The 23,455-nt window shown below is 33.2% G+C and carries 18 protein-coding genes; 16 read left to right on the top strand and 2 right to left on the bottom strand.

The features are described 5' to 3' along the window. The first annotated feature begins 79 nt into the window (after positions 1–79). The 12 genes from N4A55_RS02395 (at position 80) to N4A55_RS02340 (ending at position 17,023) form a co-directional block, all read left to right on the top strand. The gene (locus N4A55_RS02395) at positions 80–1,744 is read left to right on the top strand and encodes a sensor histidine kinase (RefSeq protein WP_293753849.1); all 1,665 of its coding nucleotides are present in this window, start codon (positions 80–82) and stop codon (positions 1,742–1,744) included. Positions 1,745–1,766: 22 nt separating this feature from the next. Then, complete coding sequence (locus N4A55_RS02390) at positions 1,767–3,251, top strand: response regulator transcription factor (protein WP_293753848.1); 1,485 nt, start codon at positions 1,767–1,769, stop codon at positions 3,249–3,251. A gap of 223 nt (positions 3,252–3,474) precedes the next feature. Then, positions 3,475–4,503, top strand: a complete 1,029-nt coding sequence (locus N4A55_RS02385; RefSeq protein WP_293753847.1) for a BMP family lipoprotein — start codon at positions 3,475–3,477, stop codon at positions 4,501–4,503. A 113-nt stretch (positions 4,504–4,616) separates the two neighbouring features. After that, entirely contained in the window at positions 4,617–6,152 is a 1,536-nt protein-coding gene (locus N4A55_RS02380; RefSeq protein WP_293753845.1) for an ABC transporter ATP-binding protein, read from the top strand. Continuing rightward, complete coding sequence (locus N4A55_RS02375) at positions 6,145–7,230, top strand: ABC transporter permease (protein WP_293753844.1); 1,086 nt, start codon at positions 6,145–6,147, stop codon at positions 7,228–7,230. The genes N4A55_RS02380 and N4A55_RS02375 overlap by 8 nt, the downstream gene beginning before the upstream one ends. Beyond that, a complete protein-coding gene (locus N4A55_RS02370) occupies positions 7,227–8,147 on the top strand; it encodes an ABC transporter permease (protein WP_293753842.1) in 921 nt (306 codons plus the stop codon). Before N4A55_RS02375 ends, N4A55_RS02370 begins: the two co-directional genes overlap by 4 nt. Before the next feature lie 30 nt (positions 8,148–8,177). Then, positions 8,178–9,710, top strand: coding sequence for a sulfatase (locus N4A55_RS02365; RefSeq protein WP_293753841.1), 1,533 nt, complete (start codon positions 8,178–8,180; stop codon positions 9,708–9,710). 91 nt (positions 9,711–9,801) lie between these two features. After that, complete coding sequence (locus N4A55_RS02360; RefSeq protein WP_330666283.1) at positions 9,802–10,638, top strand: purine-nucleoside phosphorylase; 837 nt, start codon at positions 9,802–9,804, stop codon at positions 10,636–10,638. Further along, positions 10,639–11,097 (top strand): nucleoside deaminase, encoded by a 459-nt coding sequence (locus tag N4A55_RS02355; RefSeq protein WP_293753839.1) that lies wholly within the window; start codon positions 10,639–10,641, stop codon positions 11,095–11,097. 605 nt (positions 11,098–11,702) lie between these two features. Continuing rightward, positions 11,703–12,596, top strand: coding sequence for an AraC family transcriptional regulator (locus N4A55_RS02350; protein ID WP_293753838.1), 894 nt, complete (start codon positions 11,703–11,705; stop codon positions 12,594–12,596). A 237-nt stretch (positions 12,597–12,833) separates the two neighbouring features. Continuing rightward, positions 12,834–14,933 (top strand): methyl-accepting chemotaxis protein, encoded by a 2,100-nt coding sequence (locus N4A55_RS02345; protein WP_293753836.1) that lies wholly within the window; start codon positions 12,834–12,836, stop codon positions 14,931–14,933. Positions 14,934–15,121: 188 nt separating this feature from the next. Next, positions 15,122–17,023, top strand: a complete 1,902-nt coding sequence (locus N4A55_RS02340; RefSeq protein WP_293753835.1) for a heavy metal translocating P-type ATPase — start codon at positions 15,122–15,124, stop codon at positions 17,021–17,023. 26 nt (positions 17,024–17,049) lie between these two features. Here N4A55_RS02340 and N4A55_RS02335 read toward each other — a convergent pair whose 3' ends face one another. After that, positions 17,050–17,613 carry a TetR/AcrR family transcriptional regulator gene (locus N4A55_RS02335; RefSeq protein WP_293753833.1) on the bottom strand — a complete coding sequence of 188 codons (564 nt, stop codon included), beginning with the start codon at positions 17,611–17,613 and terminating at the stop codon, positions 17,050–17,052. 344 nt (positions 17,614–17,957) lie between these two features. Here N4A55_RS02335 and rsmH point away from each other — a divergent pair, with 344 nt between their 5' ends. Continuing rightward, entirely contained in the window at positions 17,958–19,007 is a 1,050-nt protein-coding gene (gene rsmH / locus N4A55_RS02330; protein ID WP_293753832.1) for a 16S rRNA (cytosine(1402)-N(4))-methyltransferase RsmH, read from the top strand. A 90-nt stretch (positions 19,008–19,097) separates the two neighbouring features. Here rsmH and N4A55_RS02325 read toward each other — a convergent pair whose 3' ends face one another. Further along, on the bottom strand, positions 19,098–19,721 hold the full coding sequence (locus N4A55_RS02325; protein WP_293753831.1) for a hypothetical protein: 624 nt from the start codon (positions 19,719–19,721) through the stop codon (positions 19,098–19,100). Between the two features lie 338 nt (positions 19,722–20,059). On the opposite strand from N4A55_RS02325, the gene N4A55_RS02320 reads away from it, so the two are divergent. The 3 genes from N4A55_RS02320 (at position 20,060) to hypB (ending at position 23,423) form a co-directional block, all read left to right on the top strand. Next, a complete protein-coding gene (locus tag N4A55_RS02320) occupies positions 20,060–21,127 on the top strand; it encodes a helix-turn-helix domain-containing protein (protein WP_293753830.1) in 1,068 nt (355 codons plus the stop codon). After that, positions 21,114–22,367: an FAD-dependent oxidoreductase gene (locus N4A55_RS02315; RefSeq protein WP_293753829.1), complete on the top strand. Its 1,254-nt coding sequence runs from the start codon at positions 21,114–21,116 to the stop codon at positions 22,365–22,367. The genes N4A55_RS02320 and N4A55_RS02315 overlap by 14 nt, the downstream gene beginning before the upstream one ends. Before the next feature lie 387 nt (positions 22,368–22,754). Further along, positions 22,755–23,423, top strand: coding sequence for a hydrogenase nickel incorporation protein HypB (gene hypB, locus N4A55_RS02310; protein WP_293753827.1), 669 nt, complete (start codon positions 22,755–22,757; stop codon positions 23,421–23,423). Positions 23,424–23,455: the final 32 nt, after the last annotated feature.

Here is a 23,455-nt window from a genome sequence, read left to right as displayed (position 1 = left end):
ACAGACCACTCCGAGAGTGGGCGTTTGTTTTCTGGGATAACAAAGATCTTAGTGATATAATTAAGAAAAGGAGGCAACCATGAATAGAAATTACATCACACAAATATATTTAACTATGGCGTTAGCGCTTTTTACAATGATAGTTATTATTGGATTTCTTGGTTATTATCACTTTAGGGACAGATTGATCAATGAAATAGTTGAAATCAATCAGAATAATGTTGCTCAGTTATCAGACAATATACATGATTTTCTATCAGTAGAAGTAGGAGTGAGTGAGTTGATTGCTTCGGATGTAGAGTTGATAGAGTATTTTAATGAACATGGGAAACCAAAGGACAAGATGGCTGAGAAATCAATAAATGATTTATTGAGCAATATATTGGAGCATTTACATGGAGCAGAAATGAATCTATTCAATGTTCAGTATGTAGGAGCAGCGGAATTTGAAGAGTACGATTTAAGCCCTTTTGATGAATCATGGCTCAGCAGTACTACGGTTGATGATGCATTTGAAAGTATTTATCGTAATATTTTTTGTCTGTATCATGAAATAGAAGATCCCATTACTGGTGAATCATATGGCTACATAAAACTTATTATTAACGAAGCCTTGTTAGCAAGGAAGTATATTAACATGAATAACCTAACAAATGAGTTTTTTATTATGAATGATTCAGGTGAGGTTATTTCACATAAGAACAAGTCATTACTGGGCAATAGATACTTTGATATTAATCTAGCAAATACCAATACAGAATATATGCGATATGAGGAGAATGATAAGTCATATAGTGTTTTTGTGGATCGAATACCAAACACTAGTTGGCATTTAGTTGGTGAGGTCGATGAAGCAATAATAGATAATGTAAGGAAGGAAGTTAGATTCCTGATAATAATCCCAACGATCATAGCATTTATGATTATCATCGTATTAAATTATTTATCAGCAAGAAGGATGAAAAAACCCATCAAGTATATTTATTCAGTTCTTAACAAGGTTTCAGAAGGTGATTTAACAATACGTACATCGTTTGAACATGAAAATGAGTTTTCAAGAATTGGAGAAAGTTTTAATGAAATGGTGGTCAAAATTGGTGACTTACTTGATAAGGTTGCATTAGAAGAAAAGCAAAAAAGACTTGTGGAGATTGATTTTTTAAGAGCTCAGATTAACCCACATTTTATATATAATACTTTAATTTCTATTCGCTTTTATGTAGAAATGGAGAGAAATGAAGAAGCTACAGAAATGTTGTATTTTTTCACACGTATTCTTAGGAAAACATTATCAAGATCAGAAGAATTTGTAACCGTTTCAGAAGAACTGGATATATTAAAGAGTTACGTCGAGTTACAGAAGCATCGCTATACAGAGGAATTTGATGCTGTGTTTACATGTGCGCCTCATCTAAATAAAGCGGTGATACCGAATTTCATACTTCAACCAGTTGTGGAGAACTCAATATACTATAATGCAAATTCAGGCGTTAAGAATATGATTACAGTGGATGTGAGTGAAGTAGATAGCTGTATTGAAATTGTTATTAGTGATGACGGAATAGGGATTTCAAGCGAGAAAATCAAGGATATTCTTGATAGTGAAACCAATATAAACAGGATAGGATTAAACAATGTTAATGAGCGAATAAAACTAATCTATGGCAATGAGTATGGTCTTGAAATTAAAAGTGTTAAGGGGAGTGGAACGACAGTCATTTATAGATTGCCGTTGATGAAATAACTATATTGAAGGAGAAGGTACTATGAAATTAAATATTGTTATTGTTGATGATGAGGCTCCTATTAGAGACTGGTTAAAATATAGAGTTCGTAAGTTAGGTGAGCCTTATGAAGTGATTGGAGTATGTAAATCAGCTCAGGAAGCAGAAACGGTGATAAACAGTGGAGAAGTTGATGTTCTAATAACAGATATTGAAATGCCAGGCATGACTGGGCTTGAGTTAATGTCACGCATTAAGAATAAGTATCCAACAATTTCATTTGTTGTTCTAACAAGTCATGCGGATTTCTCATATGCAAAAGAGGCTATAACATTAGGTACTGTAGAATATCTATTAAAATCTGAGCTTAGGGCCGAAGAGCTTGCTTATTTACTTAATAAGCTTTTCAAGGAGAAAGAGGCAAGTGAAAAGGATAAACTATGGTCTAGTAACCGGCAGAGTTTTGATGTTTCATTGCTAAAATCGAGTAGTGAAAGCCCGAGTGAATACAATAGCTATCTAAGTAAAATGGGCGTGTTAGATGCTGCTTACTGTTGTGTTCTAAGTGTGATAAATAGTAGTGATCTGAATATTGGCAATAAGGTTAGAGATTATACTGAACGAGTCAACTATGATGTAATATTTTATTCGGCAGCAAACGAATATGACTATATTCTATTTTTCGGACAGGCTAAATCAAAAATCAGTGGACATATGGAATATTGGTTAAGTGATGAGTTGGTAAATGAAAATGTTGGTGTAGGTGTAAGTGAACTTGGCAGTGACATGCAAATGATACCAGAGTATATAAAACAGTCCGAGATATCAGCTAAAATTTATTTTTATTCATCAAAGTATACCATATATCATTATAAACAAATCGAAAAGAATAGTTTGCTGCCTCGAAATGAAATATGGCGCTTATATAAAGAAACCTTGTTCAGTCTGAAAACGCAAAAATATGAACTTGTGAAGGACTATCTTGATGAATGGCAGAGTATCTTCGGGTTTCCTAATCCGATGGATGTTTTGTGGGGAATTGAGATGAGCATTAAGATGGTTTTAGCGTTTGAGGAACACTACTATAGCCAGAGAGAGAAGACTCTGGAAAATATGGTGAATATTAACAATATTCTCACACTTAATGACTGTATCTCCCTTTGTGCTATTATGCTTGAGAAAATTGATGATGCTGATAAGCATAACTATTCTAAAAGAATAGAGGAGGCGTTAATATTTATCCATGATAATTATAATAAAGATATTTCCATGGTGGAAGTAGCAAGAAAAATGCACTTAACACCAGAGTACTTTAGTCGTCTATTTAAGGCAGAGGTTAAAGATTCATTTTCAACATATCTTATTATGTACAGGTTGAACAAAGCTGAGTTTTTGTTAGCAAATACAGATATGACTATTTCTGAGATTGCATATGAAATTGGTTATAGTGCACCGGGTAACTTTTCGAGAGTCTATAAAAAGTATAAGGGTATATCTCCTGCTGCTGCTAGATCAAATGATTTGTAGTAAGATGTCATATTCGGAACCTTTCATGTCATATGAGGATATGGAAGGTTTTTTTTGGTTGTTGTATAGTTATAGGTGTAAATAGTTGGTGTGAATTATTAACAGTGATAAAACAGGAGGTATTGGGATGACAAAACTAATCAAACTATTAACCGCACTTGTACTTGTTTTTGTAATGGTAGGCTGCTCACCAAAGAGCAATTCACCAAAAGAAGTCGAGAAGGTGAGTGAGGAGAGTAATGGAACAGAAGCGACAGCAGAAGAAGACAATCAGGCAGATGTTGTTAATCTGAAAGTCGGTATTGTACTTTCAACTGGAGGACTTGGTGACAAGAACTTCAATGATATGGCTTATGCAGGTCTCTTACAGGCCGAGGAAGAGTTTGGGATCGAATTTGATTATTTTGAGCCAAAAGCTGTCAGTGACTATATTGCGAATTTTAGACTTTTTGCAGAAAGTGGAGAATATGACTTAATCATTGGTATTGGTAACGAGCAAGTTGATGCAGTTACCCAGATTGCAGCAGAATACCCGGAGATAAAATTCTCTCTAATTGACTCAGCTGCAGAAATTGAAAATGTAAGAACTGTATATACTGACTGGACTCATCAGACGTTCTTATGCGGTGTAATCGCAGGGCTAGAAACTACAGCAGGAAATTTGCCGAAGACGAACGAAGAAAATGTTATTGGCGTTGTTGTAGGAAAAGAATATCCAGCACTTATGGAAGGTGTAACGGGATTCATGGCAGGTGTAAAATATGTTAACCCAGACGCTGAAATCCTTTCTGCATCAGTTGGAGACTTTGCAGATCCTGCAAAGGGCAAAGAGATTGCTTTATCTATGTATAGTAGAAATGCTGATTTTGTCCAGCATATTGCAGGGGCAAGTGGTCTAGGTGTATTCGCAGCAGCAGAAGAAACTGATAATTATGCATTTGGTGTAGGTGGTAATCAAAATGCTATAGAACCTGACTATATTGTTGCCACGTCAATTAGAAATGTAAATGAAATGGTGTTCAATGAAGTATGGCATGTGATTCAAGAAACTTGGGTTACTGGTTCAGTTGGAAGTGGTATAAAGCAGGGTTCTGTTGGATACTCTGTTGAAGGTTCCAATGTGACATTATCTGAGGAAACTATTAAAATTGTTGAAGAGGCAAAGAAGAGAATTATAGATGGTGAACTTATTCCATGTAGAACTGTAGAAGAGTTGGAAGCTTGGACAGCTGAAAACCAATACTTCAATTAGAGTTATAGCGATATTATTGACTGACGAAGCGATGGAACTTGATGGCTATAATGAGTTCCATCGCTTTTATAGAAAGACAGTCTCTATGAAATCGACTGGAAAGGAATAGTGGTATGGTAGATGCAGTAAGAATGTTGAATATTGAAAAGATTTATACCAGTGTTAATGTAAAGGCTGTTGATAAAGTTGATTTTACACTTCAAAAAGGTGAGATACATTCGCTCTTGGGTGAAAATGGTGCAGGTAAATCAACGCTTATGAAAATTCTTTACGGAATGAACTATCCCTATGAAGGAGAAGTTTATATAAATGGAACAAAACAGATAATGAAACATCCGATGGATGCAATTAAACAGGGAATTAGTATGGTACATCAGCATTTTATGCTAACCCCTGTGATGACAGTGACTGAAAACGTTGTAATAGGTAGAGAACCCAATAAGGGCCTCTTTTTTGATAAAGCCAGGGCGGAGACAGAGATTCAAGAGATGATTGATACGTATGGCTTTAATATGTCTGCATCAGCTAAAGTAGAATCACTGTCCACCGGTGAACAACAACGTGTTGAAATCTTGAAAGCTATGTATGGTGGTGCAGATATCATCATTTTGGACGAGCCAACTGCTGTTCTAACACCTCAGGAAGTTGACGAGTTGTTTAAAATAATGAGTAAACTTAAAAAAGATGGCAAGACGATCGTTATTATTACACATAAACTAAAAGAGACAATTAATATTGCTGACAGGGCTTCTGTGCTTCGGGATGGAAAGATGATAGAAAAGAATATTGATGTGAGCAAAGTTACAGTCGAAGACCTGTCAAAAATGATGGTGGGAAGGGATGTAGAACTTGGTATGCAGAGACCGAGTACATCTGTAGGAGAAACAGCTTTTGAGGTTAAAAATTTGTCATTAGAAAAAAATGGTAGAAACATTCTAAACAACATTAATCTACAGCTTAGAAGAGGAGAAATTCTTGGCATTGCAGGTATTGAAGGGAATGGGCAAAGTGAGTTACTCGAAATTCTTACAGGTGTGAAAAAAGCAACTACGGTTGAGATGTACAAAGACGGTGCTAAGATTGATGGAAATGCAAGAAATATGATTAGCAATAAGGTGGGACATGTTCCAGAGGATAGGATGTCCCAAGGCCTTGTGACAGAAATGTCATTAATGGATAATGTCATTCTTGGCTATCATAAGAATCCTGAGTTCAGTAAAAAAGGGATTCTAAAGAAGGATGCTATTCATGAATTTGCCACAGATAAGATAGATAGTTACAGAATAAAAGCCTCAAATGCAAAAGTTGCATGCAAAACTCTTTCAGGTGGAAATCAGCAAAAAATTGTGATAGCAAGAATATTTAGCCAGGATCCTGATGTTATTATCATTGCGCAACCAACAAGGGGTGTTGATATTGGAGCAATGGAATATATACATTCAAAAATGTTAGAGCTTAGGGATGAAGGAAAAGCTATTTTATTGATATCTGCAGATCTTGATGAAGTGAGAAATCTCAGCGACCGCCTTGCGGTGATTTACGAAGGCGAAATAGTTCTTGAGGCCAAAAGAGATGAATTTACAGAGTCTGAGCTTGGTGTATACATGACCGGTAGCCATACGATTAAAGGAGGTGTTGGCGTTGAATAGACTAAGAGGTTTGTTGACTAGTAAAGATAATAAAGTGTTTATGTCAATTACTGCTATGATTATGGCAATTCTCGTCAGCGGTGCTTTTATTGGTATTAGCGGTTATAGTCCAATTGAAGCTCTTAAAGCAATAATTTTGGGAGCGTTCGATGGAAAAGCTGCTATTGCTAGAACTTTGACTCAAGCAACACCACTTATACTTAGTGGTTTGGCATTTGCGATTGCAGGAAAGGCCAATATGATTAACCTTGGTGTAGAAGGTCAGCTTTACCTGGGCGCACTTGGCGCTGCGTATATAGCAACAACTGTACAAGGAATACCTTCAACCTTAGTTATTTTACTAGCTATAGGTGCTGGTATGGCCATTGGCGGATTTTATGCCGGTATTGTAGGCTTCATGAAAGTTAAGTTTGGTTCCAATGAAGTAATTGCAACCATTATGCTTAACTCTATAGCAGTACTCATTGCAAATTATTTGGTTAGTTTTCCCCTGAAAGCAGAAGGGAGCGTTATTGGCCAGACAGAAATGATTGGAGATCAGCTCAGACTCATAAAACTGGTACCCAAAAGCCAATTAACAGTAGCTTTTATCATTGCAGTATTAGCTTGTTTTATAGCCAAGTATGTAATTGACAATACTATACTTGGTTACGAAATCAAGGTTGTAGGTCTCAATAAGAGAGCCGCAAATACGGCTGGCATCAACGTTGGACGTACAGTAATGACATCAATGTTTCTTAGTGGCGCAGTAGCAGGTTTGGCTGGCGCAGTACATGTTTTAGGTGTAGATGGACGATTTATCGTTGATTTTTCTCCTGGGTATGGCTTTAGTGGAATAGCTGTATCTGCCTTGGCAGCGGGTAGTCCGATTGGTGTTCTTTTTTCTGGATTGGTTTTTGGTGTTATTAGGGCTGGGTCCATGATTCTTGACCTAAAGACGGATATACCTCTAACATATGCAGATATTGTTCAAGCACTAGTAATTATATTTGTTGCTACTCCGCTTTTAATTAAGGAAATTCTATCTTTGCCTAGTAAAGTAAAAAAATGTTTCAAAGAAGGAGGACATCATAAATGAGTTTATTGCAAGGAAACCTTGAATATATACTTATCGCAACAATAAGTATGTCGATACCATTGATATTGGCATCGTTAGGCGGCGTGTTCTCTGCGAGAAGCGGAATTATGGCATTGGGGCTTGAAAGTATGATGATGACCGGTGCTTTTTCAGCGGTTGCAGGTTCTTATGCAACTGGAAGTGCCCTTTGGGGTGTATTGATAGGAATGCTAGGTGGGGCTCTGTTTGCTTTTCTGTATGGAATATTATGTATTAGATACAAGGTTAATCAAGTTATTGCAGGTGTAGGGATGAACTTGCTGGCCCTTGCTGCTACAACTTTATTGACAGAGCTTATTTGGGGCTCAAAGGGTAGTTCACCACAGGTGGCCAGCATTAGTGTTGAATTGGATTTCCTTAAAGGAATTCCGCTAATTGGCAATATAATTGGCAGCCAGTCTATACTATTCCTGTTTATGGTGATTTTCATTATTGTTGGATGGATTATACTTTTTAAGACAGTCTTTGGCATGAGACTCAGAGTTGTGGGAGAGAATCCAAAAGCTGCATCTACAATGGGTCTAAAAGTAAAGCAGATTAAATATACAGGTGTACTAATATGTGGAGTTCTGGCTGGTTTAGCAGGAGCATACTTGTCAATTGATAACATAAATCTATTCCAAAAGAACATGACAGCTGGTAGAGGGTATATTGCCGTTGTTATAGCGATTCTTGGTAGGTACAATCCGTTTTATATTGTATTCTCAGCATTGATCTTTGGTTTCTCCGATGCGCTACAGATATATTTACAGGGACAAGGTGTACCATCACAAATTATGCAGACAATTCCGTATTTTGTAACCTTATTTGTGTTGGCATTCGGTGTTAAACATATTCGCCCACCAGCAGGAATTGGTAAGCACGAGGATGAACACTAGATTTTCTATATAACCTAAAGGAGGTATATTATGAAGGCAATTATGGTGATGTACGATTCCTTAAACAGGCATATGCTACCCGCATATGGATGTGACTGGACTCATGCACCTAACTTTCAGCGTCTTGCTGAAAAGAGTTTAACATTTGATAACTGTTATGTAGGAAGCATGCCTTGTATGCCGGCAAGAAGAGAGCTTCATACAGGAAGATTGAATTTTCTGCATAGGAGTTGGGGACCGTTAGAGCCATTTGATGACTCTATGCCTAAACTTCTACACAAAAATGGTATCCACAGTCATCTCGTAACTGATCACTGGCACTACTGGGATGAAGGCGGTGCAAATTACCACACCAAGTATAGCACTCATTCGTTCTCAAGAGGACAAGAGGGTGAAGGATGGATGGGAGTCGTTGGCGATATTGATATTCCAGATCACCTTGATGGGAAAGGTGGATTCTGGGGTCGACAAGAATATGTAAATCGCCAATTTATGCAAGAGGAGGTTAATCAGCCTCAAGCTAAGACCTTTCACAATGGACTGGAGTTTATTGAATTAAATCATAGTGAGGACAATTGGTTCCTTCAAATTGAAACATTTGACCCACATGAGCCATTTTTTACAAGTGCAAATTATAAAGAATTCTATCCCCATGAGTATGATGGACCAGATTTTGATTGGCCTAATTATCATCCGGTTAGTGAGACAAGGGAGCAAATTGAACATTGTAGATATGAATATGCTGCACTTCTGTCTATGTGTGACAATTATATTGGTAAAGTCCTGGACATGATGGATAAATACAATTTGTGGGAGGATACGATGTTGATCGTAAATACTGACCATGGATTCATCTTGGGTGAGCATGAATGGTGGGGCAAAATGTTTATGCCATATTACAATGAAATAGCAAATACGCCATTGTTCATATGGGACCCACGAGCACAAGTAAAAGGTGAAAGACGATCGTCGTTGGTTCAGACAATTGATCTTGCACCAACACTGTTAGAGTACTTCGACTTAGAGATACCTAAAGATATTCAAGGCAAAGTTTTGAAAGACGTGATTATGAGCGATAAAACAGAGAGGGACTATGCATTGTTTGGACAACATGGTGGCCATGTCTGTATCACTGATGGGCGGTACGTTTATATGAGAGCGCCACAAGGCGGAGTCATTGAGAATCGAAAGAATCTGAACAACTATACACTGATGCCGGCTCACTCCAAAAATCCATTTCCTATCGATGAACTTGAAAACATGGAGTTAGTGGATGGCTTCGAGTTTACAAAAGGTGTGAAAGTTCTTAAGGTTGCTGGGGGAAAATCATTTACATTTAAAGAAATCAACATGGAATTTCCACCAGTTGATTTATTTGAGGAAGGCAACATGCTATTTGATTTAGAATCGGACAAGAAGCAGCTTAGCCCAATTACTGATGAAGATATTGAAGATAGAATGTGTTTTCATATGGTCCGACTGATGAAGGATAATGACAGTCCTATGGAACAATACACTCGACTTGGACTGGAAGAGTATTTTACTAAGATTCTTGATGATTAATGGGTGGAATGGTACCTATGATCTACAAACAATGAACGTGTAAAACGTTGACTAAGACAATAGAATAAAGAGTAAGCAGAAGGAGACGATCATGGATAAAATGTACGAAAAAGTGATGCAATCTGTTGAGTATATCAACAGCAAGGTCAACATTGAACCTGATGTAGCAGTAATACTTGGATCAGGTCTGGGACAACTGGTTGATAGTATAGAGAAACCGACTTATATCAAGTATACAGATATTCCGAATTTCCCTCAATCAACTGTAGTCGGACATGAAGGTCAACTGGTGTTTGGGAACATCAAAGGAGTGAATGTGTTGGCCATGCAAGGTAGGTTTCATTATTATGAAGGATATTCAATGAAGGAAGTTACTTATCCGGTGTATGTGATGAAGCAACTGGGCATTGAAAATCTGATTATAACAAATTCTTGTGGTGGGATTAATACGTCTTTTGCACCTGGAACTTTGATGCTTATCACTGACTTCATCAATTTTGTAAGTGATAATCCATTATATGGTCCAAATGATGAGCGATTTGGTCCACGGTTCCCTGATATGACTGAACCATATGATTTGGAACTTCAAAAGCGTGCTAAGTCAGTTGCAATGGAGTTAGGCATTAGCCATGGCGAAGGGGTATATGGAGGTTTTATTGGTCCTTGTTACGAAACAGCTGCAGAAATTAGAGCTTTTGGTAAATTGGGTGCGGATGCGATCGGTATGTCGACTGTGCCAGAAACGATTGCGGCCAATTATCTTGGTATGAAAGTTTTAGGCATCTCATGTATTACAAATATGGCAACTGGCATTCAACAGCAAAAGCACTCCCATGCTAATGTAGTTGCGATTGCAAAGAAAGCTTCATTAGACTTTTGCAAATGGGTAGGTGGCGTCATTGAAGATTTTGGAAGGGAAGATAATTAGATGAATACAATGGATAAGGCTTTCATGATAGAAGCAATCAATATGGCAAAAGAAGCAAGAGAAAAAGGAAATGAACCATTTGGAGCAATTCTTGTTAAAGATAATAAGATTGTAATGCGTGCTTCAAACCAGATTTTTTCAGGAAGCGATCCGACGTATCATGCTGAGATAGGTCTGATTCGTGATTTCTGCCGTACCAACAACACTAGCGACCTAAGCGAATATACTCTTTATACAAGTTGTGAACCATGCTGCATGTGCGCAGGAGCAATGGTTTGGAGTAAGTTAGGGAAAATGGTGTACAGTGTCACGCATGATCAATTGGCAGAAATTGCTGGTAGTAATATCATGATATCTTCGGAAGAGATATTTGAAAATAGTCCCAACAAGCCAACAGTCCTACCAAAGTTGCTAAATGAAGAAGGGCTTGAAGTTTTTGACGGTTATAAGTTTGGGTAAATAGGCGAGTGAAATCCCGAAAGCCACAGACATCTTACTTCTCATATTATTATTTTATTAGGTGGAGAGATGAGTTGGCGAATAAATAAGATACTTTCTATTCAATGCCGTTAAAAATATAATGATAGAATAGGAATATGGCTGAGGAAATATAATTAAATAACATAGTAGTATACATTAAGAGACAAAATTTCTAGTGTTTAACAAGAGATTTTGTCTTTTGTTTTTAAAAATTATCATTATTAATTGAATAATATTGGAATATGTTATTGTTAGTGATATAATATTCAATAAATACACTATGACGGTGAAAGGGGGCATAATTAATGGCATTAAAGAACAATAAGATTGATGTATAAGGGACAGAGATAACTATAAGTTTAGTGAATAAAGAAGAATGACATTTGAAATTAAAATAAGCTTTGAATTAAAGGGTAAAAAAAATATACATGTATGGTATAATTAGTAATAAATAAAAATCTACTAAAAACAATTGTATAATACTTTGACTATCTTTCAATAGAAGTGATTGAATAAAAATGTGTTTATAAACGAATTTTTCAGCCACTTGCTTATGAAATAAAGAGAGGAGGAATTTACATTAGATGGGAATAGATAGCAGTGTACATGCATGTGTTAGAGTTGTTAAAGACCACCTCTATCATTGGCACGATAATATGACAGTTGTTATGGTAGTAGCAGGTAAAATTAAATTGAGAGTTTGGGCAAAAGATAATATAATGAAATCAGGAGATATATTAGTTCTAAATAAGGGAGAGATACATAAATTAACAGCAATAACAGAAGAAAATTTAGTTGTTGTGGTAACGTTTGATAGGGAATTTTGCCTTTCAGCTTGTTGTGACTATAAAGAATCAATTATATTATGTAATTCAGTTAAATACGGAAATAGAAATAAAGAAAGATATAATGAACTTCAATTGAAACTAAGAGATTTAATTCATGAATATGGGAAAACTTCGTGTAATTGCAATACAAGAAAAAAAGCAAAAGAGATAATAAAATTCTTATGCTATCATTTTGACTATATTTCGTCTGGAAAGAACCATAAACGATTTAGCGAATATATTATTGCAAGAAACAAATTGCTATATAAGAAGATTTTTTTGGAAAATAGTGAGTTATCTGAAATGAGTTTAAAGAATTTATCAAGCTACCTTGGAGTGAGCTATGCTTATTTAAGGATTGATATTCTTGAGCGATTTGGATATGGGTTTAGTTGGCTAAAGCATACAATGATGACAGAGAAAGCTGCAAGAATGATGTTGACAACCGACAAAAGGCTGATAGATATATCTAATCAATGTGGATTTTCTGATCAGAAATATTTAAGAAAGTATATTAAAAAATTTTATCAGTGCAATCCATCTGAATTTCGGAAACAATATAAAGTTCAGTGTGAAAAAGAAGGTTATGTTGAGATACCTTTAAGGTATGTAACAGGGTTTTGTGAGAATTTTAGGAGGCTAGAGGGATAGAAATATCTTCTAGCTTTTATTAGTTAAAAAATTATTATAATTCTGTATTTTCTATAATTTCAGATATTAGATCCTAATAATTCTAAGTAAAAGTTACTTATTAAATAGACTGTAACATAAAATATTTCTTCAAGAAAATAAAAGACCTAACAATAGTCATAGTTATAAAGACAGTTCACTGTTATAATAACAAGTACTATGTTTCGACAAATTAATGGATTAAGGAGATGACTAACAATGAAACTAAGAAATAGATTAGTGTACTTAAATTTAGGTATTATTATTCTAGTTATGGTAAGTATCGTTGGATATTTATTATTCGTGAATCATTCTTTTAGCAAAGAATCAGCTATCAGAGAAATAGAATTGTTTACTGAAAACAAAGCAAATGATTTAGAAAAAGTTTTAGATCACGCTCGACATGCAACTATTGGATTAAGTGAGTCAATAGAATTAATGATGTTAAGTGGTAATAATAATCGAGAAAGTGTAATTAACTATATAAAAGAACAGCTTAGTAATAATAATGATTATGTAGATGCTTGGGCAGTGTTTGATTCCAATGCTTTTGACAATAACGACTTGATTAATAGAAGTACACAAGGTAGTAATGCAAATGGGCGTTTTGCACCACTTATTACTCGTAAGGGGAGTGATTTGGTAATAGACTATTGTAAAAACATTGAAGGAAACGAATATTATGATGTTCCAAAAGAAACTGGAGAATTGTATATTTCTGATCCTAATATATGGAATATTAATAATGAAAGCGTCACATGTATTACAATGAGTCAGCCTATATTTAAGAATGGGAAGTTTATAGGTATTGCGGGATTTGATATTTCTCTTAATACTTTGAAAAATATTTGTGCTGATGTTAAGTTTTTTGATACAGGATTCGGTAGACTAATTAGTGACAAAGGCATAGTACTTGCTCATCTAAAAGAAGATAGACTTAATAAAATTGGTGGAGAATTTACTGGTGATAAAGGGGAAGAAATATTAGATAAAATAAATAAGGGTGAGTCTTTTATTAGCTTCTCATGGTCTGAATCAATGGGTAAAGATGTACAAAAAGTATATGAACCAATAAATTTTGAAGGATCTGATTTAAAATGGTCGTACAGTGCCATTGTTCCATATGATGAAATGATGGCTGAAGCAAATAACCTACTTAAAATAACTATTGTACTAGCTATAATAGGAACAGTTTTAATGACACTTTTTATGTATTGGAATAGTAAGTATGTTGTTAATACAATACATATTCTATCTGAATTAATAAACCGCTTAGCAGCATTTGATCTATCTTTTCAAAAAGAACATAAAGCAATTAAGTTTTTAAATCGTAAAGATGAAACAGGAGATATAGCGAGAGCATTAACTACAATGCAAAATAATTTTATTGAGCTAATTAAACAAGTTCAGGACGTATCAAGTCATGTTTCTGCCTCTTCAGAAGAGTTAACGGCAACTGCAGAACAGGTAGCAAGTAGTTCAGAAGAAGTATCAAAAACCATTGATGAATTAGCAAAAGGTGCAATGGGTCAGGCTCAAGATACGGAGAAGGGAGCTTCAAAAATTACGGATCTTGGTCAATTGATTAATCAAAATCAAAGCTATATGGATGATGTAAATAACTCATCTAATAATGTCTATAGATTGATAGACGAAGGGTTGGAAGTTATCAAAGATTTAATACATAAAACTAGAATAAGTGGACAATCAGCTAATGAAATTTTTAAAATTATTGAGGAAACAAATTATAGTTCTGACAAAATAGGAAAAGCTAGTGGAGTTATAGCATCTATTGCAGAGCAGACAAATTTATTAGCATTAAATGCTGCCATTGAAGCTGCAAGAGCAGGTGAAGCAGGTAAAGGTTTTGCAGTGGTAGCAGAAGAAATAAGGAAGTTAGCAGAACAATCTACTTCTTCGACTAAGGAGATTGATAGCATAGTAAATGAATTGCATAGAAATTCATCAGGGGCAGTAGAGAAGATGGAAGAAGTTAGAGTAACAGTTAATAAACAAGTTGATAGTGTGAAAGAAACTGAAGAAAAGTATAATGAAATATCAGTAGCAGTTAGTTCAACTGAAGATGCGATTGAAAAAATGAGCACCTCTGTGGAAGAAATGGATAATAGAAAATCGAATATCCTTGATATAATACAATCACTTTCTGCAATAGCTGAAGAAAATGCTGCTGGTACAGAAGAAGCATCGGCATCTACACAAGAACAATCTGCTTCTATTCAAGAAATGGCTAATGCCAGTGCTAATCTAGCAGAGTTAGCTATGGAATTGCAGCAGACTATTTCTAAATTCACTATATAAAAGTAGTGAAGTGAAAATTGAGGTAAAGACAAATATAAAATATCTTTTTTGAACATTTATTCATATATGTACAGTATTGAACATTTATATGATATTGATTATTGTTTTCGTTTATATTTAGAATTATAATTACAGTACAATATTAACTAACAGGTATATTGTACTGTTTTTGTAAGGAGGAATATACAATGAAGAAATTAATGGACTTTTTATTTGGTGTTAAGATGACAATTGTATCAGGCATATTCTTAATATTAAGTCTAATATGTATGCTTTTTGGAATACAATCTCCTATTGATTTTGCTTGGGGTGCAGTTTTAATTTCTGGTATTCCCATGTTAATATTAGCATTGGAGAGGTTAATATTTGAAAGGTGGGTATCTTCGGCATTATTAATATCAATGGCTATGGTTGCATCTATTTTAATAGGCGAATTCTTTGCGGCTGGTGAAGTTGCTTTTATTATGGCAATAGGAGCCATATTGGAAGATAAAACTGTAGAGAAAGCACATAAAGGGTTAAAGAATCTTATTAACCTTACGCCAGTAAAAGGAAGAATACTTACAGGAGATGATAAAGAGGAATTAATAGATGCAAAAGATATTAAACTAAATGATAATCTAAGAGTATTACCAGGAGAAAAAATACCTGTAGATGGCGTTATAATAAATGGTAGTTCATCTATTGATCAATCTATAATGACAGGAGAATCCTTACCAGTTGATAAGTCTATGGGTGATGATGTATATTGTGGAACTCTGAATTGTTATGGAACTATTGATATAAAAGCAATAGCTGTTGGAGAAGATTCATCACTTAAAAAGATGATAAAGATGGTTGAAGAAGCTGAAAAAAATAAAGCTCCAATGCAGAGAATTGCAGATAAATTAGCTGTATGGTTAGTTCCTATAGCGTTATTAATTGCCATATTTGTTTGGCTCATTACTGGTAATGTAGTAAGAGGCGTAACTGTTCTTGTTGTTTTCTGTCCTTGTGCGCTGGCATTAGCAACCCCTACTTCAATAATGGCTGCCATTGGTCAGGCTACAAAAAAAGGTATTATTATAAAATCTGGTTCAGCATTAGAAAGTATGGGCAAGGTTGATACAATAACTTTTGATAAAACTGGGACATTAACTTATGGTAAATTGACAGTTAGTGATATATATTTTGATAAAAATATGATAGACAGAGAGAAATTTTTGACATTGGTATCAAGTATTGAAAGGTTATCCGAACATCCACTAGCTAAATCAGTGGTAGAAAAAGCTCAAGAGGAAAATATAGATTTTATAGATTGTGAAAAATTTTCAATGATTCCAGGAAAAGGAGTAAAAGGTATAATTGATTCTAAAGCTGTATATTGTGGAAAAGTAAATTTCTTGAAGGAAAACAATATTACAATTGATAAGCAAATAGAATATAATATCAATGAACTTCAAAACAAGGGAATGGCTTTAATTCTTATGGCAATAGATGGTATATGTGTTGGTGTAATTGGACTATCTGATATATTGCGTAATGATGTAAAAGATATTGTTGATGAATTGAAACATATGAATACAGAAGTAGTATTACTTACAGGGGATAATGAAAAAACAGCTAATTTTTTTGCTGAAAAAATAGGTATATCAAATATTCACAGTGATTTATTGCCAGAGGATAAAGTTTCCCATGTTAAAAAATTAAAAAATAACAAGAAAATAGTAGCTATGGTTGGAGATGGAGTAAATGATGCACCAGCATTAAAAACTGCAGACGTAAGTATAGCAATGGGTACAATAGGTTCTGATGTTGCAATTGAAGCAGCTGATATTGCGTTATTAGGAGATGATATTGGTAAAATACCATATGTAAAAAGACTTGCAAATGCAACTGTAAAAACAATTAAATTTAATATAACAGTGTCCATGATTATTAATGTGCTCGCAATAATAATGAGTGTACTGGGACTTTTGAACCCTATAACAGGTGCACTTGTCCATAACGCAGGTTCTGTTCTTGTTGTTCTAAATGCAGCATTGCTGTATGATAGAAATTATGAGAATAAAGAGGATAACAAAAATACCAGTTTAGCTAAAGTTATGTAAAGGAATACAAAATATATATTATAAAATTAAATTATACTTTTGATTATATATAAATAATAATCAGCCACTTTTTCTGGTGAATCTTTCAAATTATGGTTAAACCACCATCTTATTGTTTCAACAAAGCTTGATACAATATGATTATTTATATATTCTATATCAATGTTATTAGTATTAATTGGTTGAATAACTTTTGAAAAAGAATCATAAATGTATTCTTTAAAGTAATTCATAAATACACCGCTATCTTCAAAGGTTAACATGGATTTAATAATTTTCTTATTATCCTTTAGGTGATATAAAATATGAGTAATATAATCATTAAAATCTCTAGCTTGTGAAAAATCATGAGTTGCTTCTACAAAAACTTTTTCAGCGAATACATGTTGAAAAAGTTTTTGGCATGATTTATATAATAATTCATCTTTTGTTTGAAAGTGAGAATAAAATGTTGATCTTCCAATGTTGGCTCTTGAAGTAATATCCTCAACAGTAATTTTGCTGTATTGATTTTCTGAGAGTAATTCATCAAATGCTTCAAATATTAATTTTTGGGTTCTCATAGATCGTCTATCTAATTTACCATTCATTGTATCACCTTCAATAAAATATTAATATATATATTGCACTATTTGTTAAAAATATAAATATTAAGCTAACTTTTAAATATGATTAATTTAATCTAATATAGTGAATGTACAAGATGTTAAATGCAAGCTAATTATACTATGTTTTTAGTAATTCGTAAAGACATGGAAAGACCTATCTAAACAGTCTATAATCATAATATACACGTATCAACATATTATTTTGAAACAAAGTCTTAAAATCTAAGAGTTATAGGAAATGAAATTGACTGGCATGTTTGTGAATGATATAATTTTTACATATTGACAATTAATAATAATACCCATAAAAAAAGAGAGGTTATACAATGGATAGGCAAGAACAAAAACATAAGCGACGTGTTAGATATAAAGGGACTCATCCTAGATCTTATAAAGAAAAATACAAGGAACTTCAACCAGAAAAATATGGCGATACAGTAGCAAAAGTGATTCGTAAAGGTAGTACACCTGCGGGTATGCATATTTCAATTTGCGTGAAAGAAATATTGGAATTCTTACAAATAGTTCCTGGACAAATTGGATTAGATGCAACATTAGGTTATGGTGGTCATACCTTGGAAATGCTTAAATGTCTAGACTCAAAAGGACACTTGTATGCACTTGATGTTGATCCTATTGAATTAGTACGTACTAGAGAACGCTTAGAGAAGTTAGGTTATGATGGTAAAATATTAACTATCAAGCAAATGAACTTTTCCAACATAGATGAAATAACAGCTGAGTCAGGACCACTGAATTTTGTATTAGCTGATTTAGGGGTATCTTCAATGCAAATAGATAATCCTGAAAGAGGATTTTCATATAAGAATGAAGGACCACTAGATTTACGACTAAATCCGGATAAGGGCATATCCGCAGCAGAGTGCTTAAAAGATATTTCACAAGAGGAGTTACAAGGTATGTTAATAGAAAATGCAGATGAACCTTATGCAGAAGTAATCTCTCGTGCTATTATATCTGAAATAAAAAAAGGAACAAATATTATTACAACAACTCAGTTGCAATGTATAATAAAAGAGGCTCTACAATTTATTCCAAAAGATAAAAGAAAAGATGAGATTAAAAAATCCTGTCAAAGATCTTTTCAAGCTTTAAGAATTGATGTCAATAATGAATACGAAGTTTTATATGAATTTTTGGAAAAACTACCTGATAGCCTCGCTCCAGGAGGACGAGTAGCAATATTATCTTTTCATTCAGGTGAAGATCGTCTTGTTAAAAAATCCTTTAAGCGTTTATTACGTGAAGGTGTCTACCAAAAAATTGCTCCTGACATTATTAGACCATCAGCAGAGGAATGTCGTATTAATAGTCGTGCTCGTTCTACTAAAATGCGATGGGCAATAAAAGCATAGTATTAATATTAGAATCAAACAAATAAGAACCTGAATTTCATGAAATTCAGGTTCAAGAACAGTTAGTATACTATCTAACTGGTAGCTATTTTATAACGATTTCATATAGCATTTTTCACCTTCAAAAGAATCTAATTGAAATCCCATCTTCAATAAATATTTTATATGCTTCTCATTAGAAGAAAAACTAACAAGGTTATAGTAGCCTTTATCAGTAAAATATTCTTTATTCTTATCAAAAATATAATTTGCTATCTTAAAATCCCTGTATTCCGGAACTACAAAATCCAGATTTATCTTAAGGGTGTTATCATTTAGTTGTGCTGACATGAATATTCCTGCTGGAACCATGTTTCTTAGAATATAGAAAGCTACATCTGAATTTTCTATACTAAACTCTGATTCGTGGAATTTATTTATCTCATCCCTATAAAAATCAAGAAAATAGTCATAATAAAGGGAACGTTTCTTGATTGGTAGTATCTTAAAATATTCCTTATAATTATATATCTTGAATAAGAAATAGATATTGATAAAGCAAATACCTAGATTCATAAACCCTACAGGTAAAGCACCTATCAAAAAACCATACAATGAAAATAAAAAAGAACCTAGTAGACTTATCCATCTTAATTTTATTATTGAACTCATAAGTAAAGATACTAAAACAATAAGTGAAGCTAAATAACCTAGCCATTCAAGCCAATTTTCCATGGTGTAACTCCTCTCTAATTACAAAGATTGTTAATATAATTTTATAATGCAAAATAAATGTTAATAATTTGTTTCATTATAACAGATATCATATACTAATAAAAAGGACATTTTAGCTTGTTATCTACTAAAATATTAGATGATATAAAAAAATTATCCCGATTATATGATATATACGATTTATATTTTGTAGATTCACTATCTATGTCTAAAAAGTTAGCCTTAGAGATAATAGGAAAAAGATTAATATAATAAATTGATTTTATTAAGTATTTAGACTAGAATGTATATATAAACCAAACTCTTATTCATAATATATGAAAAAGTGAGGGACTGATATGAAAGCAGAAGTTTTTAATTCATATAACAAATATATGATTCTGAAACATGCTTTGAAAGAGAACAATGTTTCTGAGACATGTGATTTGTTTGGAATTTCAAGAACTACATATTACAATTGGAAAAGAGCTTATCTAAAACATGGTATGATGGGACTAGAGATCAAAGAACACAAAAAGCCTAAAATGCCTAATAAAGTTAATAAAACAATAGAAAATGAAATCTTATCATATGTACAAAGATTTCCTGAAGATGGACCCAATAGAATCTATTATGAGTTAAAAGCTGAGGGTTATGATATCGGGGTATCGGGGATTTATAATGTCTTAAAAAGGAACAACCTATCAAAAAAAGTCCAAAGACTACAATATTCTAAAAATAAAAAACAAAATTCTGGCGGGAATAGAAATAATAGAAAATTAATAAAATGTTTTGATAACAAAAAAAAGTCATATGTAGGTTATCTAGTTATTCAAAGAATCGATTTTATAGGTACATATGAAGGTATTGGCAAAATATATCAATATACTCTCTATGACACTTATTCAAAATGGGGTTCTGTTAAGATATATAATAAAAAACAAGACATAGATATGTGGGATTATTTCGAGCTGAAACTAGGTTACTTAATGAGCACTTTGAACTTAGACATTGATAATTTATTAACAGAAAAAACAAGAGAATTCATACCCTATTTTATTAAAAACAATAAGTATAGGAATATAATGGAAGATTTTAATATTAATCACAAGTTCATTTCACATGAAAACAATTCTATCTTCAATGATATGGATGAATTTAATAAGTTATTGGTAAAAGAGTTCTATAGTAGAATTACTAAAGAAAATATTGACTCTTTCAATAAGGTAGAACGAGCATTACACAAATTCCTTAGACATTATAATTTCGCTAGAAAGATATCTGGTGGCTGCAATGAAGGAAAAGTACCTGCTAAGGTTATCCTAGAAAGAGTAGCTCATAATAATGTTGATTTTGAAACATTACCACTTTGGATTCTTACTTTGATTAATTCTCTAAAGCGGGGTGATTACAATGAAGAAAACTAATTGTAAGGTCGCTGTAATCGGTGGGGGTATTTCAGGGCTTGTAATAGCGGAAGGTCTACAAGAAAAGGGATACGGAAAGGTTACTGTTTTTGAAAAAGATAATAGGGTAGGAGGTAAATTACATACAATATGGTATAAAGGAAAGTCTTATGAGCTAGGTGCTCTTTTTGGACTGCCTTCTCAAAATAGTCTTAAGGAATTAATGAAGACTTATAATATCAAAAATGATGGACCCAAATTATCAAGGGTCAATTATGATGCAAGTGGTAATAGAATCATGCAGATTCCAAAAGAAGATTTAGATGATTTTGTTGAAGAACTAGACAGATTCCCACATATTCTTAATGAATACAAATCTTTAAAAAGAGTGAATATTCACAGCATAGAAGATTCTCTAATGATTCCTTTTTCAAAGTGGTGTGATATGAATGATTTTAGGGTTTTAAAGACAGTATACGTCAATTATTTTACAAGCTATGGTTTAGGAGATATTAATGTTATACCTGCACTTTATGTCCTTAGGATATTGGATTATGATACATTAATGTCTTTTATGGAACTTCCTGAATTCTATACATGGGAGAAAGGAGTTTCAACATTCATAAATTCCTTGAAGCATAAGATAAAAGATATCAGGTTGACACAGAATGTTAAAGAAATCACTAAGACTGATAACGGAAAAGTATGTGTTCATACTAATTTTGAACAATTAGAATATGATAGGGTTATTATTACTGCTTTACTCAATCAATTTTCTAATCTTTGTGATACAAATTACCAAATGAATCATTACTTTAGTTCCATAAAATACCAAGATTTTAATGTTTATGCTTTTATAGTTGAAAAGATCCCAAAAAAAAGTGGTTTTGTACTAGAAAATCTATCTATAGAAAATAGAGGACATGTTATTATATGGAATTCTAGATGGGATTCAAGTGATGGGGAAGAACTGGTAATGGTTTATGCTTATAATTCACCTAAAAGATCCAAAGAAGCATCATTAAAGATTATTAAAAGTGATTTATTGAAATTGGGATTTCTTAATCCGAGACTTTATCAATTTAAGAGTTGGCATCAGTGTCCATACGTAGATACCCGTACTCTGCAAAAAGGATTCTATGATAAAATAGAAGAAATACAAGGTAAAAATAACATATATATAGCTGGTGAAATTATGAGTACAGTATCAATAAATAACTGTATTAAGTTCTCAAACTATATACTCAACAGATATTTTTAGGAGTTGTTAGATGATTTTAATCAATTTAGCAACTTTTTTACTTTCAAGTATAGTTTACATTTGTTCATATATTATTCTCTCTAATCAGCATTATATATAGGATTAGAGGTATCGTTTGTGTGTAAATCAAACTTGAAATAGAAAGTCATAAAAGCTTGATTTTATAAGGTTTTTGCTTTTTTGACAATAATATCATTTTCAAATATACTGAGAGTGATAAAATAATAACAATCTTAATGGATTAAATTTATAAAAGTAAATTAATTACTTTCTATTTTTTAGCATTAGGTCAAAGCACCTAATATGTGTCAAAAACATTCCAAACTAACAAATTTATGAGACATAATACTAACAATTAAAATCTATAAGATAAGGAGATGGATAAAAATGGATACATACAAGGTTCTAGAAATCAAGCAGAGTGTATTTGAGGATAATAATCGCCAAGCAGACTTGCTTAGAGAAGAATTGAAAAAAGAGAAAACTTTTTTATTGAATCTAATGTCATCACCAGGTTCAGGTAAGACAACAACTCTTACAAAAACAATTAACGCTTTGAAAGATGAAATGAATATCGGGGTAATGGAAGCTGATATTGATTCAGATGTTGATGCTAACACAATTTCTCAGACAGGAGCAAAAGTGATTCAACTTCACACAGGAGGTATGTGTCATCTTGATGCCGATATGACAAAACAAGGATTGGTTGGTCTTGGAACAGAAGGAATTGATTTCGCTATTCTAGAAAATGTTGGAAATCTAGTCTGTCCAGCTGAATTTGACACAGGTTCATCAAAAAATGCCATGATTCTCAGCGTACCAGAGGGAGATGATAAACCTCTTAAATACCCTTTAATGTTTAAAATAGTGGATGTTTTACTAATAAACAAAATGGATGTCATTGAATATTTTGATTTTGACTTAGAAGCTGTAAAAAATCGTGCTATAAAATTGAATCCAAATATCAAAATAATTCCAATATCCGCTAGGACAGGGGAAGGGATTGATGAATGGGCTGATTGGATACGTACTGAAGTGAAAGAATGGAATCAATAGTATCATATTATAATAAAATTTGGAGGGAATAG

It is taken from the genome of Vallitalea sp. (assembly GCF_025211055.1).
Classification (GTDB): domain Bacteria; phylum Bacillota; class Clostridia; order Lachnospirales; family Vallitaleaceae; genus Vallitalea.
This window is presented reverse-complemented; position numbering and strand designations above follow the sequence as displayed.